The following is a 13,724-nucleotide window of genomic DNA, read 5'->3' as shown; positions in this document are numbered from 1 at the left end:
GCGAGGAGACCCGGGGGTGCTTCGTTACCGGGACCGCCGGGCGGTGTACAGCTTCTGGACGACGTCCACGAGGTCGCCGCGGTCCCGCGCGCGACGGGTGCGCAGGCCGGTGTCGACCACGGCCTCCGGTACGCCACCCGCTTCGGGGACGGCCCAGGTGATGACGGCGAGACCGTCGGCGCCTACGTACTTGCCCGCCATGCCCGGCGCCAGACCGGCGCCGCGGATCGCGTCCACGGGAAGCCACAGGTCCTTGGCACCTTGGCGCTCGACCAGGACGCCGCTGTCATGGACGGACACCCGAGCACTGGACCGGTCCCCCAGGCCGTGCGCGCTGACGCGGGCGAGCCAGTCGCCGTGCAGGGTGCTGGAGACGTAGACGGCTTCGAAGGGGCCGAGCAGTGCCGGCCCGGCCTCGCCCGCGACACCGTCGGCGGCCAGGCCGGACCCGGGGACCGGGGGTGGGACCGGCACGACGTCGGTGGTGCGCTGCGCGAGCCGACGGGGGCCGACGCGAGCGACGTAGCGCACCAGAAAGATCGCCAGGGCGACCAGCAGCGCAACAGCCAGGAACTTCATCCGGTGACTCCTTCAGGGACTGCTTCATGGATCGGACAGAAGGACTGCACGGCGGAGCTCACGTGCCAGCCGCCCAGCGGTCCTCGGGTGCGCCGAGCGCGCGCATCACGAACGGCACCGCCTGCTCGACGGCCGTGTGAACCTTCTCGCCGGCCAGCAGAGCGGTGCGCCGGGTCTCCAGGCACGCCATGATGAACTGCCCGGTCACGGCCGGGTCGGCCCGGGCGAACACGCCCTCGTCCATGCCGTGCACCAGCAGGTCCTCGACGAGCGCGGCGAGCGGAGCTACGTGCTCGAAGAACGCCGCACGGTCCCCGGGTGGCAGCGTCGCCGCCACCGAGGCGCCCGCGCCACGCTGCAAGGAGAACTCCGTCAGCACCAGCTTGGCCAGGATTTGCAGGCGGTCGACAGGATCGCTGCGGTCGGAGAGCTCTCGCTCGGCGAGCTCCATGAAGCGCGCCATCTCCCGCTCGGACCAGGCCAGCAGCAAGGCGGTCCGGTCGGGAAAGTAGTTGTACACCGCCGTGCGGGCCACCCCCACGGAGCGGGCTACCTCCTGCAGCTTCAGGTCCTGCCAGCCCACCTCACGTAGCAGGACGGCGAACGCGTCGATCATCGCCTCGCGCGTGGCGGCCTTGTGCTCCGCGAGAGTGGCTCCCCCAGTCAGCTTCGGGCTCATGCGGCGCCCTCTCCGGCGCTAGGGGACAGACCGAGCAGATCGGCTGTCACACGCGGATCGCGCTTCCGTGCGACGAGTGTCGGCAGGGCCAACCGGATGATGAGCCGGTGCAGCACGACAGCTACCTCCGCGCGCTCGGTCGGCGTGAGGCTCGTGCGGCGGTCCAGCCGGCGCAGTTCCTCCCCTACCAGCAGTGCTATCTGCTCCTGGACCGCGCCGAACACACCGCGCTCCCCGTCCCCGCCGACTGTCGGTCCGATTCCGGCGGCCAGGCTCATCGGCTCGACCCGACGTCCGGGTCCGGCCCGGCGCCCACAGCACGCCGCGTCGGGCGTCCGACGATGAGCAGGAGCACGAGGATCACACCGATGGTCTCGGAGACGTACCCCAGCAGCCGGTGGGGATCCAGGCTGGAGGCTTCTCCGAGCGGCAGCCGTTCCAAGGCGAACAGGCTGAAGCCTGCGGTCACGATCTGGGCACACGCCGCGCCGATCACGGTCCATGCCGCAGCCCGCACACCCCGGATACCGACGTTCCGCACTCCACTCAGCCGCGCGGGCCGGGTCGAGACCACTTCACTTGTCGCTGCACTCACAACGCACTCCCATCATGACGACGCGTCGTCATGAAACCTATCATGGTGCCACGTCCGGCTGCGCTCACCCACGACCGTCGGCGGGAGATCTGCAGTCTGCTGTACCCCGGTGCAGGCAGCCCCAGGACGCAACACGTGTCCGCACCTCGCGTCCACCGCGACCGGTTGCGGCCGACATGGTGTTGGGCGCAGTCGCTGGAGCCGCCGGGATCTGGGTGATGGACCGTCTCGGTTGGTTCATGTACGACCGGGAAGACCCCTCGGCGCTTGCGCAGGAGCACCGTGCGACCGGGTGGCCGTGACGTAGCACACGCGATGGTCGCGCAGGCCGGTGAGGTGACCGGAATGCAGGTACCGGCAGAGCAGCCCAGCGCCGCCGTGGCAGGCGCACGTTCGAGGGCTGGTCGCCCACACCGTTCTGGGTGTCGTGACCGAGAGCGTGCTGAAGCTGTTCGACCGCGCCCGATAGCCTCCAGCCGCACGCTGGACGGCGGACTGCGGGCGGGCAGCACCGACAACGCGACACCCTCCCGGGACCACGCCTCGCGGGGTCCAGGAAGGGTGTCGCGGTGTCAGGTGGGTTCAGGCACCTCGCGCGCGTCAGCGCCGACGACGCGGAAGTTCTTGGAGGTGCGAGCAGCCACGCCAGATGGTGTTCGCCGAACCCGCGGGGTTGAGGGCAAGGTCACCAGCGTCGTCGTGCTCCAGGAAGAACCGGTGCTTGCCCCAGTTCCTGATCGGAGACAGGACGTCCGCCCAGTCGATGTCGCCCTTGCCGACATCCGTGAACCGGAAGCTCCGGCCGGCGTTGACGGTGCCTGCGGCAGCGCTGCGGTTGCCGGCCGGGTCCCACTTGACGTCCTTGACGTGGAAGTACGGGATGCGGCTCTGGTACCTCTGGACGTACTTCTTCGGGTCCTGGCCCGACACCGCGACCCAGCCGAGGTCCAGCTCGAAGAACACGTACTCGGGGTCGGTGTTCTCGATGAAGATGTCGAAGAGCGGCGTTCCCTGACCGTCCAGCGCGAACTCGCTGTCGTGGTTGTGGAAGAAGAACCCGGCCATGCCGTTGCGCTTCGCGTCCCTGCCCCACTGGTTGAAGAGTTCTGCTGCTCGCAGGTACTCATCTCGGGTGTGGTTGTCCGGGGCGATGATTCCGCCCAGGCTGCCGGTCCCGACCAGCGGGAACCCCAGAGCTTCGGCATCGCGGTAGATCTCGGACCGGCCCTCCGGCGTTGCCCACGGCAGCACCTCGCTCCCTCCGCGCGGGCCGAAGTGGTTGCTCGCGATCTTGATGTCGAAGGATCGGAAGATCTGCTGCAGCTCAGCGGGCGACCGGTCGTAGAAGCTGCCGGCCAGCTCGGCCTGCTTCACGCCCGCGTCCGCGGCGATCTCGAGCGCTCCCTCGAGCCCGAGGGTAGAGCTGACGAGACTCCGCATGGTGAAGATCTGCATCCCGATGGACTCCTCGGGGATGCCGAATCCGTTTCCTCGGCGCCGGGAGGCTACGGCTCCCTCGAGGGTGCCGGCGGAGGCGGGGCCCGCAGACGCGAGCACCCCTGCTGCGGCAGCACCCGCCGTCAAGAGCGTGCGCCGACTCAACTTCGATGTGTTCTCCACGTGTGCTCCTCTGCACGAGGCCAGACTACGGCCGGTTCTGTGAAGGAGCCGGCTCGAAGGCGTCGTCGCCTCGGCCCGCTCCAACCCCGACCACCTGCGCGCTCTGGGTGTGAGCCGACGGGCCGAAGCACTCGGAACGATACGAGTCCATCGAACTTATAACAAACAGAGCGCAAAAGATGCGACCTGACCGCCTGAACCCCGGTGCCCGCGATGTCCGCCAGGGTGGACAGGGTGGACAGGGTGGACAGGGTGGACAGGGTGGACAGGGTGGACAGGGTGGACAGGGGGCATGGTTCGCGTCAGCGCTGCTCCGCCAACTCGTCGGAGGCCGCTCCGGCGAGGAGGTGCGTGTTCTCCTGGTAGGCGGCGGTGAGCTTGACCTTGCTGAACCGCCAGCCGTGCTCGGTGCGCACTGCCTCGTTGTCGTAGAAGCCGACGACCAGCCACCGGTTCGGGCCACCTGCTGCGACGTCGTCCGGCACCCAGTGCTCGGCGCGGACGTGGGCGTGGGCGGTGGCGCGGTCGCCGTCGACGGTGACGACGTGGCCGGAGATGCTGTGGTGGGTGGCGACGAACGGCGTGAAGGCGCCGCTCAGCGCCGCGACGTACTCGTCGAGCGACGTCTGCAGCGGTGCCATCCCGGTCACGGACTCGAAGTCCATGGTGAAGGGGTCGGCGTGGACAAGGGGCGGGAGGTCGTCGAAGTTCTTCGTGTCCGCGATGTCGGCGTATCGGCCGAAGAGCTCGATGATGTCGGCGCGGTCGGTGTCGAGGGTCATGAGGATGTTCCTTCCGTTGCGATCACTGGTCGGTATGGGATGCGCCCAAGCGGGAAAGTAGTGCCGGTGAGCCTCTCGGACTCCTCCCACAAGCGCCCCGCGTCCCCGGCGTTCTTCGTCTTCGCCGCACGCTTGGCCGGTGCAGGAGCACCGCGCATACCCATCATCCGGCTCGGGCCGATGTAGCTGTCGCCGGCGACGTCGGCGGTCGCTGCGTAGAGGCTCGGAAGCGCACCCGCCTCGGCCGCGTGGGCGACCGACTGGACGAAGAACTTCTCGATCCGATGCCGGAGGCCGCGGCCCTCGACGTCCATGAGGTTCGTCGTCGCGATGCCCGGGTGCGCCACCACCGAGATGACCGACGAGCCGGCAGCTGTCAGTCGGCGCTGCAGCTCGTGGGCCGAAAGGTGGTTGGCGAGCTTCGACTGTCCGTACGCGCCGTAGGGGCGGTACTTCCGGTCGGTCCAGTTGAGGTCGGCGAAGTCGATCCGGCCGACGAGGTGCACGAGCGACCCGACCGTGACGATCCGGCCGCTCACCTGCGGAAGCAGCAGGTTCGTCAGCGCGAAGTGGCCGAGGTGGTTCGTCCCGAGCTGGGACTCGAACCCGTCCACGGTCCGCGTCAGCGGTGGGATCGAGATGCCGGCGTTGTTGATCAGCACGTCGATGGGCTCCGTGAAGGACCCCGCGAACTCGCGGACCGACGACAGGTCCGCCAGGTCGAGACGGCGCACCTCGAGGCTGCCGGCCATCGTCGCAGCCGCGGCCAGGCCTTTGTCCACGTCGCGGACCGCGAGGACGACACGCGCCCCCTTCTCGGCGAGCACGGAAGCGGTGACGCGACCTATCCCACCGTTGGCTCCGGTGACGACGATCGTGCGGCCGTCCTGTGACGGGATGTCTGTTGCGGTGAATGAGGTCACGACACGAATGTAGGCATCGCCTACTTGTGTTGTCAATGCCTACATGTCCACCTACGATGAATCCCATGAGCGAGCAGACCGAGCAGCGCCGCTACCACCACGGCGATCTTCGCGCCGCACTCCTCGAAGCCGCCGAGCACAGCCTGCGCAGCCACGGCCCAGCGCAGCTGTCGCTGCGCGATCTCGCCCGGGAGGTGGGCGTCAGCCATGGCGCGCCCCGACGACACTTCCCCGAACGCCAGGACCTGCTCGACGCGCTCGCGGAGAACGGGTACGTCCGCCTGGGCGAGCGAATCCGCCGTGCCGTCACCAGCGGCGACCCGGACTTCGCCGCCCGCGTCCAGCGGGCGACATCGGCATTCGCTCACTTCGCGATGGAGAACCGTGCCCTGCTGGAGCTGATGAACGCGGCCAAGCACCGGCCGGAAGGGACAGGTGTGCCTCGCTCGGCCGAGGTCGCGTTCGAGCCGCTCGTCGACCTGCTCCGCGAAGGACAGGAGCGGCGACTCCTCCGGGTCGGATCGATCGAGGAGATCGGCATCATCCTGTACGCGACGATCAACGGCCTCGCCACGCTGGTCAACAACGGGCTGATCGACGCCGAACGGCTGGAAGAGCTCATCGAGATCGCGGTCGACCAGTTCCTCCGGGGAACCGCTCCGTGAAGCCGCGGCGCGCCCCGGTTCACGCGCCACAGGCGCGCCCTACGGAAAGTGCGGATGCAAGCCGAGTGCTACGCCGGAAACGGCTGGACGCACCCGTCTGTGGTTCTGTCAGGGACACTGGAAGACAGCAATGTCTGCGAGATGAGGAGTCTTAGGTGCCCGAGGGAACTGTCCGATGGTTCGACGCCGACCGAGGGTTCGGCTTCATCGACCTCGGGAACGAGGCCGAGGACCTGTTCGTGCATGCGTCCGAGGTCGTCGGCGACGACGGACCGAAGCTACTCCGCGAGGGGCAGGCCGTCGAGTTCGAGGTGGGCGAGGGTGAGCGTGGCCCGCAGGCGCGCCGCGTCCGTGTCACGGGCGACCGGGCCGCTGACGCGCCCGTTGGCGTGCTCGGCACCGTCACCTGGTACGAGCCGGCCAAGGGATACGGCTTCGTCACGCCCGACGACGGTCGCGGCGAGATCTTCGTGCACAGCTCGGCCATCGTCGGGGGCGGTGTGATCTCGCAGGGGCAGCGGGTGGCGTTCCTCGTCGTCGACGGGGAGAAGGGCCTGCAGGCGGACCATCTGCTACCGCTCGGGGCGGAGGCTGCGAAGTCCGCATCCACCGGCGCGGACGGCGCCGACGGCACGGTGTCCTGGTACGACGACACCAAGGGCTTCGGGTTCGTCGCTCCCGACTCGGGTGGCGAGGACGTCTTCGTCCACGTCCGTGCGCTCGGCTCCGGGTTGACCGAGCTCTCCGAGGGTGCACGCGTGACGTACGACGTCGTCGACGGCGACAAGGGGCCGAATGCCCGCAACGTGCAGCTCGTGCGCGGCTCCGGGACTGCTCGCGCGGCCACGGACCGCGGCCGATCGGGCCGTCCCGCGGCATCCGGCGGGCCTGTGCGCGGAGGTGAGGGCACCGTCGCGCGCTACGACACGGAGCGCGGTTTCGGCTTCATCACCCCCGACGCCGGGGGCGCGGACCTGTTCGTCCACGTTTCGGTCGTGCGGGGCACCGAGTTCCTGGAGGAGGGTGACCGGGTCCGCTTCAAGGTGCGTCAGAGTGACCGGGGGCCGCAGGCCGACGGTGTCGAGCTGGTGTGAGCCGGCGGGGCCCGGTCCCGGGCCACGGTGACGCCGGTTTGCGCTAGGTTTCGGTGTCCTGCCTGCCCCTTTTTTGATGGAGCATGATGCGCCGCCTGATCACCACCTCCTTGGTCCTGCTGCTCGCGAGCGGGTGCGCAAGCACCGCGGACGGCGCGGCGGAACCGGCCGCGCCGACGGCTCAGACGGCGGAACCGGCCACGCCGACGCCTCAGACGTCCGGTCCGGCCTCCGCGCCGCCGTCGGAGCCGCCGCGTCTCGGTGCCGAGGAGGCCGCCGTCCGCTACCTGGAGATCGTCCGCCCGTACAACGAGGCGCTCGAGGAGCTGGAGACGGCGATCAACACGGGGCAACCCGTCGATGTCCAGCGGGAGCACGCGACAGCGACCTTGGCAGCGCTGCGCGCGGAGATGAAGGTGCTGCGCGGAGCGCGGTGGCCGGCCAAGGTCGAGCGGCACGCCCTGAGCCTGGCCGACGCGGGTAAGCAGGCGGTTCCGTCGTGGGAGGCGGCTACCATCGCGGCGACGTCCGAGGACATGGTCACCGCAGTGCTGGCCGCGCTGGAGCACGACGATCAGGCCGCTGCGGACGCGATCCGCCGGCTGCTGTCCCTCGACCAGTACGACGAGAGCGACTATTCCTCGTAGGAGTGCCAGGTCCATCAGTCTCTGGAACCCGACGTCGCGCCTGGTGACGAGGAGGCCTTGTCGCGCCTCAACTTTAACGTTAAAGTCCAGCCCGACCGGATCGCACTCGTGCAAAGGAGCACGCAGATGACTCGAAGGTTCCGCACCGCCGCTCACCTCGGCCAGGAAGCAGTCGCCTCGGCCACGTTCGCCGTCCTCGCAGGCCTGGCACCCGTCGCTCAGGCGAGCCCTGCAAGAGGCAAGCCAACGGGGATGGAATCTCAGGCAAGGCCGGCCCACACGATCCGACGAGGACGACAAACGCTCGCGGCTGCGGCCGCGACCGCGGTGGTGACGGGGGCGTTGCTCGTCGCGCCGTCCGCTGCCGCGCAAGCGGTCAGCGCTGACCCCTGGGTGAGCGAGGTGCCGAACAACCCGATCTCGGATGTCTACCGCTTCACGGTGCCCCGCGCAGCGGTGACCGAGGCGACCGGCATCGGGGACGGCCCCGTCGCGGTGCAGGGGAACTTCGGCCCGGGCAAGGCCTGGACCGACCTCAACATGGGGACCAGCGGGTCGAACCTGACCGCCACGCTCGGACCCCTCGAGCCCGGTCTGTACTACTACCAGTACGCCGCGCGCCCCGCTACGAACCAGGACGCGGTCGGCTTCCGCAACCCCGACGCGCCCCAGGAAGTGACGTCGAAGCCCACCTACAGCACCATGTTCGTCCCCGGACCGGGTGCGGAGTGGCTCGACGACGTGGCCGGCGGCGGCGACCTCGAGACGGTCGAGTACGGCAAGGGACCGAAGCACGAGAAGGAAGCGCTCGTCTGGACGCCACCGGACTACGACGCGGAACGCGCAGAGCAGTACCCGGTGCTGTACCTGCTGCAGGACGAGGGGCAGAGCCACCGCGAGTGGGTGGAGCTGGGCCGGCTCGGCCAGATCATGGACAACCTCACGCTCGACGGGGACGCCGAGCCGATGGTGGTCGTCATGGGAGACGCCGACGCACCGAGCCCCGCCGGCGTGACGAAGGAGCTGCTGCCCGCCGTCGAGCGTGCGTTCAACGTCTCCGACGAGGGGTCGGGCCGCGCGATCGCCGGAATCGGCCGCGGTGGCGAGCTGGCCCTGAGCGCCTTGGTCGCCAAGCCGCGAGAGTTCGGAGGCGTCGGCTCGTTCTCGGGCGGCTACGACAAGGCGCTCTCGCGGGGCAAGGCCAAGCAGATCAACGGCTCGACCGACGTCATCCGCCTGTACGCGGGTAACGTCACCGACCCCGCGTACAACGACACGGTCGCGCTGGCCGACACGCTGACGAACGCGGGCGTGGAGTTCCAGCCCGACGGGTCGGACCCCGTGACGGGCGGCACGTGGGACACGTGGCAGAAGAACCTGCACGACTTCGCTGGACGCATCTTCCAGGAGGTCGACGACGAGGGACCGAGCGAGGGACACCTGCCGTTCGTGCAGCACGAGCTGCCGGCGCCGGGCACGACCCCGACGCCGTGGGTCGACGAGAACAGCGTCGTCACCTTCGAGCTCGGCCCGGAGCTTGCCGATGCGAACAACATCACCGTCTGGGGCAACTTCGGCCCGGCCGGAAGCTGGCCGCGCACCCACATGGTCAAGCAGGACGACGGTTCCTGGCGGCTCTCGCTGGCCGTCGAGGGCGGCTCCTACTACTACAAGTTCGTGGTCGACGGCGTCGACCACAAGGACGCCGACAACCCCACGACGGTGCTCTCGGAGCCGATGTGGAGCACCTTCACCGCCGAGGGCGACACGATCCGCGGTCAGTACACCGCGGAGGTGCCGGCCGAGGCACGCGGCGAGGTCAGCGTCATGACCTACCCGAGCACCGCAGGCGGCGGCGAGCAGCGCTCGGCGAACGTGTGGACGCCCCCGGACTATGACGCGGACCGTGCCGAGGAGTACCCGGTCTTCTACCTGCAGCACGGTGGCGGGCAGACGTGGAGCGACTGGGTCGAGGTGGGATACGTCCAACGCATCCTCGACAACCACTACCTGCGGGGCAACATCGTGCCGATGGTGGTCGTCATGGCCAACGGAAACGGCGTGGACTTCCCCACGGAGATCACGACGCGCATCGCGCCGTCCGCCGAGGAACAGTTCAACGTCAGCTCCCAGGGTGACCAGCGCGCTCTGGCGGGCCTCTCGATGGGCTCGGGCCACACGCTCAGCACGCTCTGGGCACACCCGGGCGAGTTCGGCTACATCGGCGCCATGTCGGCGTTCGGTGCGCCGCCGGCCAACGCGGACGTCGAGGCCATCAACGAGGGCACGCAGCTGCTGCGCGTCTACTCGGGTGACGTGCAGGACTTCACCTTCGGCGCGACGATGCAGCTGATCGCGGCCATGGAGAGCCGCGGGGTGAACCACGAGTTCGCGCCCATCGTCCCGGGTCCGCACAGCTGGGACGTCTGGCAGAAGTCGCTCATCGACTTCCTCCCCCGACTGTTCACGGAGGGTGCCGACGCATAGCGGCGCGGGGGCGCCGAGCATGGTGCGGTCGGCGGGTCCACCCCGTCGGCGCACCGCCGCTCCTGGTGGGCCGTGCCCCCTCCGGACCGCCGCCTCCCCGCGAGGTGACGTCCTGGGGTGAGCCGAACGCCCTGGCGTCCCGGTTCGTCGGGGGCGACAGGGCGTTCAGCCGGCTCGGTGAGCCTACGAGGCGAGCTCGTCGGGGTCGGTGAACTGGAACCATCCGAGGTCCCGGTCCGGCTCCACGCCGTTGCACTTTCAACTAGGGCGCGGCTCAGGACCGGTCGGAGGCCTCCTGCTCAGGGGAGGTGTCGTCGTACTGGACCTCCACGAAGGGGACGATCTTCGCCTGCCGCGGGCCGAAGCTCAGGTAGTCGATGTCGTATCCCCACCAGCCGCTGGCGTTCTTCGTGACACGCGCCGCTCCGCGGTCGAGCTGTACGTTCGACAGCGCGGAGTAGTAGTCGATGACGATCTCGTTCTCGCCGTCCACGAGGTACTCGCTCACGTCCGCGCGCGGCCGCATCCAGCTGACGCCGCCGGTGTAGAGCTCCTCGCCGACCAGAGGCACCTGCCGGCCGGTCCCGTCGTCGATGGTCGGGCCGTCGACGCCGCCGACGTCCCGGGTGGCCTTGGTCGGGTTCGTGGAGACGTCGCCGCCGACCTTTCGGCCGTTGATCCAGACCTCCATGCTCGACTCGAGCGTGTCCCCGAGGTCGAGATAGGCACCGCTGGCGGCGTCCGCGTCCCACTCGAACGTGGCCTCGTAGTGCCCGGTCCCCGACACCGCCTTCCCGACCTCGGGGATCTTGTCCCAGGTCGCCAAGGTGTCGAGCTCCACGTCGATCGGGGTGATGTCCGTCGAGGTCTTCCGGTTCGTCGTCGTCAGTCCGCCGATCGTCTCGGTGCGGACGAGGTCGCCGGACTCCTCGTTCGGCCGCCACGACCTCACCGTCAGGTCCCAGTCGCTGATGTCGTACGCGGCCGGCACCTCGACCGCGTCCTCGAAGGACGCGCCGCTGCTCAGCTCGGTCGTGACCTCTCCGCTCTGCGTGGCCCGGACCACGACCCCGTCGGAGACCGCGCGGGCCGAGTCGGCGTTCGTCGCCTCGACGTGCAACCGCTCGTCGTCGACCTTCTCGAACGCCAGCAGCCTGATGTCGTTGTAGTCCAGGTCGATCGGGACGATCGTCCTGCCGTTCTCCCACCGGTAGTCGGCGAGCTCGGTCACCTCGCCCGTCCACGCGTCGATCGAGTGCGGGACGAACAGCCCGTCCTGCACGATGTCGGTCTGGATGCTCGTGCCGATCTCGGCGTTCCGGACGCTCTCCTTGTGCGAGTTGTGGGCGTAGGAGCCGTCGTCGTAGTTGTAGGCGTACAGGTACTGGTTGCCGTCGTCGTCCTGGCGCGTCTGCGTGAGCAGCTGCAGGTTCGGCTCCGAGAAGCCGCTGTACGGCTCCACCCCGAGGTCCTGGAGCTGTTCCAGGACGTTGTCGTCGTAACCGCCGGGATCCGTGCTGAAGTAGCCGCCGTCGGGCAGGTCCGCGACGGAGGCGGTCCGGACGGTGTCCAGTCCCTTCAGCTTGTCCATCACACGGCGCAGCTTGCCGTCACGGTCGTCGTTGAACGGGGTCCGCGACCCTGCGTCCTCCAGGACGACGACCTCCAGACCCTTCCGCGCCCAGTCCAGGATCCGCTTGGCGCCGTCGACATCCAGCCAGTCCTGGTACAGCACGACGGCCTTGTACCCGGCCTTCTCGATCGTCTGCGTCTTCTTGTCGAAGGACACGTCGTCGTCGAACAGGAAATCGGGGCTGAAGTAGTCGTACGTGTACCCGTTGTCCTGGAGCTCGGTCGACCGGTACTGCAGCCCCTGGTGCGCGAGCTGCCAGTTCATGGCCCGGTTGTCGTCACCGGTACCCCCGCCGTACGCCATGCCGTGCACGAACTTCTGCTGGACGAATCCGACGTCCGTGCGCGACTCGCCCGTCTGCATCAGCTGCTGCACGCGACCGAGGTGCGCGTTGAGCTCGTCATAGGTCTCTGAGGCGGGGAAGCGGTCCGCCATCAGCGCGAACCCTCTGAAGCGGCTGGCCTCGTACCCGGGCCAGTCGTAGCCGCTGTACCCGTAGCCGGCGCTCCAGATGTGCCAGACCGTGCGCTGGATCCCGGAGGCGAACTGCGAGTACGCGTCCTGCAGACGCAGCTGCTGCGTGGCGTTCGCACCGAACTCGAGCGCGGTGGTCTCGCTGGAGAGCACCTTGTTCTCCAGCTTCGCGCCACCGGTCCAGTAGCGGAACATGTCCACCTGGTTGTACTGGTTGCGGTTCTCCGTCTCGGGGTAGTCCACGTCCATCGACGGCTCGGACATCTCGAGCGGCTGACCGTAGGAGATCTGCGCCCGGGTCTCGATGCCGACGGAGTTCAGCCACGTCTTCATCGGCTGCAGCATCCGCTCGCGGTACAGCTGGGTCAGGACGTCCTGGTAGTCGTTGATGACCCGCTGGCGCTGGTCCTCGGCACCATCCAGCTTGTACGTCCCGGCCGTCGCCACCGAGTGGTACGGGTTGCTCCACTCGTTGCCGACACCCTCGATCAGGAACAGGTACGGCGTGATGTCGTACCCCTTGCGCTCGCGGAACTGCTCGGCCATGTCCTCGGTCCACCAGGTGAAGCCGTCCCCGGTGCTCATCTCGAGCGAGTCCATGAACAGCTGGACGTCCCCGTCCAGGATCTTCTCCCTGAGCGCGGGGTCGGCGAGGTAGTGCTCCTCCCAGAAGGTCTTCAGGGCCTCCACCCCGCGCTCGTCGAAGTAGTTGGTCGCATAGCTGGGCTCGGCGGACGGGGTCGAGGTCTGGAAGGTGCCCTGCGTCCAGAGGCCGAACACCCGGTACGTCCCGTCGTCGGGCGGCGTCCAGTCGAGCTCCTGGGACCAGACGTCAGCGCCCTGGGTCACCTGCTCCGATAGGTCCACGAAGGATTCCGGGTCGACCGTCCTGCCCTCCACGACCCGGTACGCGTACGCGGAGACGAACGCGGCGCCCTCGTGCCGATCCTCTTCGACCGGCGCGACCAGGGACGTCAGCGTCCCGCCGGCCTCGACGGTGCCGGTACCGAGGGTCAGGTTCTGCATCGCCGCCTGGCTCGTCGGGTCCAGCCCGGGGACGTTGGACGTGGACCAGTTCGTTCCCGAGGTCAGATACACCCCCATTCCCAGGTCGAGGAGCCTGTTCATCATCAGGTTCCACTTGTGGCCCCACATCTCGGTGCCGTAGGCGTAGTCCGCGTCGTCGGCCGCTGCGTCGTCCTGCATGCACAGCTCGACGCCCCGGAAGCCCGCGTCGTAGAGCGCCTGGATCTCCTCCAGCAGGGTCTCGTCCGTGTGCGAGGCATCGCCCAGCCACCAGCGCACGTCCGTGCTGTAGACGCGGTCGGGGTCGATGTACCTGCTCTCCAGCTCCTTGGCGAAACCGGAATCCGATCCCGTCGCCGCTGCTGTCACCGCCGACGGCGGCACGGCCACGTCGCCAGCGGCCGCGGGGAGGGACACCCCCGCCGACAGCGCCAGCGCAACGATCGGAAGCAGCGCCAGCGTCTTCCTCGACCGTCCGGCACGCGTCCTCACCACCTGTGCGTTCCTGTGTGACATCTCG

General features: G+C 68.8%; 12 protein-coding genes. 4 read left to right on the top strand and 8 right to left on the bottom strand.

Going from position 1 to position 13,724, the window contains the following annotated elements:
- Window positions 1-24: 24 nt before the first annotated feature.
- From APR04_RS22290 to APR04_RS22260, 7 genes are all read right to left on the bottom strand, one after another.
- A complete protein-coding gene (locus tag APR04_RS22290) occupies window positions 25-579 on the bottom strand; it encodes a PH-like domain-containing protein (RefSeq protein ID WP_253874420.1) in 555 nt (184 codons plus the stop codon).
- 58 nt (window positions 580-637) lie between these two features.
- On the bottom strand, window positions 638-1,258 hold the full coding sequence (locus APR04_RS22285; RefSeq protein ID WP_253874418.1) for a TetR/AcrR family transcriptional regulator: 621 nt from the start codon (window positions 1,256-1,258) through the stop codon (window positions 638-640).
- Window positions 1,255-1,536: a hypothetical protein gene (locus APR04_RS22280; protein ID WP_253874416.1), complete on the bottom strand. Its 282-nt coding sequence runs from the start codon at window positions 1,534-1,536 to the stop codon at window positions 1,255-1,257. Before APR04_RS22280 ends, APR04_RS22285 begins: the two co-directional genes overlap by 4 nt.
- Window positions 1,533-1,853 carry a hypothetical protein gene (locus tag APR04_RS22275; RefSeq protein ID WP_253874414.1) on the bottom strand — a complete coding sequence of 107 codons (321 nt, stop codon included), beginning with the start codon at window positions 1,851-1,853 and terminating at the stop codon, window positions 1,533-1,535. Before APR04_RS22275 ends, APR04_RS22280 begins: the two co-directional genes overlap by 4 nt.
- A gap of 600 nt (window positions 1,854-2,453) precedes the next feature.
- Window positions 2,454-3,473 carry a sugar phosphate isomerase/epimerase family protein gene (locus APR04_RS22270; RefSeq protein ID WP_253874412.1) on the bottom strand — a complete coding sequence of 340 codons (1,020 nt, stop codon included), beginning with the start codon at window positions 3,471-3,473 and terminating at the stop codon, window positions 2,454-2,456.
- 302 nt (window positions 3,474-3,775) lie between these two features.
- Window positions 3,776-4,255: a nuclear transport factor 2 family protein gene (locus tag APR04_RS22265; RefSeq protein WP_253874410.1), complete on the bottom strand. Its 480-nt coding sequence runs from the start codon at window positions 4,253-4,255 to the stop codon at window positions 3,776-3,778.
- Window positions 4,252-5,178, bottom strand: coding sequence for an oxidoreductase (locus tag APR04_RS22260; protein WP_253874408.1), 927 nt, complete (start codon window positions 5,176-5,178; stop codon window positions 4,252-4,254). The genes APR04_RS22265 and APR04_RS22260 overlap by 4 nt, the downstream gene beginning before the upstream one ends.
- Before the next feature lie 65 nt (window positions 5,179-5,243).
- Here APR04_RS22260 and APR04_RS22255 point away from each other — a divergent pair, with 65 nt between their 5' ends.
- The 4 genes from APR04_RS22255 to APR04_RS22235 all read left to right on the top strand — a co-directional run bounded on the left by APR04_RS22255 (window position 5,244) and on the right by APR04_RS22235 (window position 10,071).
- Window positions 5,244-5,843, top strand: coding sequence for a TetR/AcrR family transcriptional regulator (locus tag APR04_RS22255; protein WP_253874406.1), 600 nt, complete (start codon window positions 5,244-5,246; stop codon window positions 5,841-5,843).
- A 155-nt stretch (window positions 5,844-5,998) separates the two neighbouring features.
- Entirely contained in the window at window positions 5,999-6,937 is a 939-nt protein-coding gene (locus APR04_RS31125; RefSeq protein ID WP_308292387.1) for a cold-shock protein, read from the top strand.
- Between the two features lie 86 nt (window positions 6,938-7,023).
- Window positions 7,024-7,584: a hypothetical protein gene (locus APR04_RS22240; protein ID WP_253874404.1), complete on the top strand. Its 561-nt coding sequence runs from the start codon at window positions 7,024-7,026 to the stop codon at window positions 7,582-7,584.
- Between the two features lie 126 nt (window positions 7,585-7,710).
- On the top strand, window positions 7,711-10,071 hold the full coding sequence (locus APR04_RS22235; RefSeq protein ID WP_253874402.1) for an alpha/beta hydrolase-fold protein: 2,361 nt from the start codon (window positions 7,711-7,713) through the stop codon (window positions 10,069-10,071).
- Window positions 10,072-10,345: 274 nt separating this feature from the next.
- Here the strand turns inward: APR04_RS22235 and APR04_RS22230 are convergent, their stop codons facing one another.
- The gene (locus tag APR04_RS22230; RefSeq protein WP_253874399.1) at window positions 10,346-13,720 is read right to left on the bottom strand and encodes a glycosyl hydrolase; all 3,375 of its coding nucleotides are present in this window, start codon (window positions 13,718-13,720) and stop codon (window positions 10,346-10,348) included.
- Window positions 13,721-13,724 lie beyond the last annotated feature (4 nt).

Origin of the sequence: Promicromonospora umidemergens, assembly GCF_024171995.1 — a bacterium.
GTDB lineage: Bacteria > Actinomycetota > Actinomycetes > Actinomycetales > Cellulomonadaceae > Promicromonospora > Promicromonospora umidemergens.
This window is presented reverse-complemented; position numbering and strand designations above follow the sequence as displayed.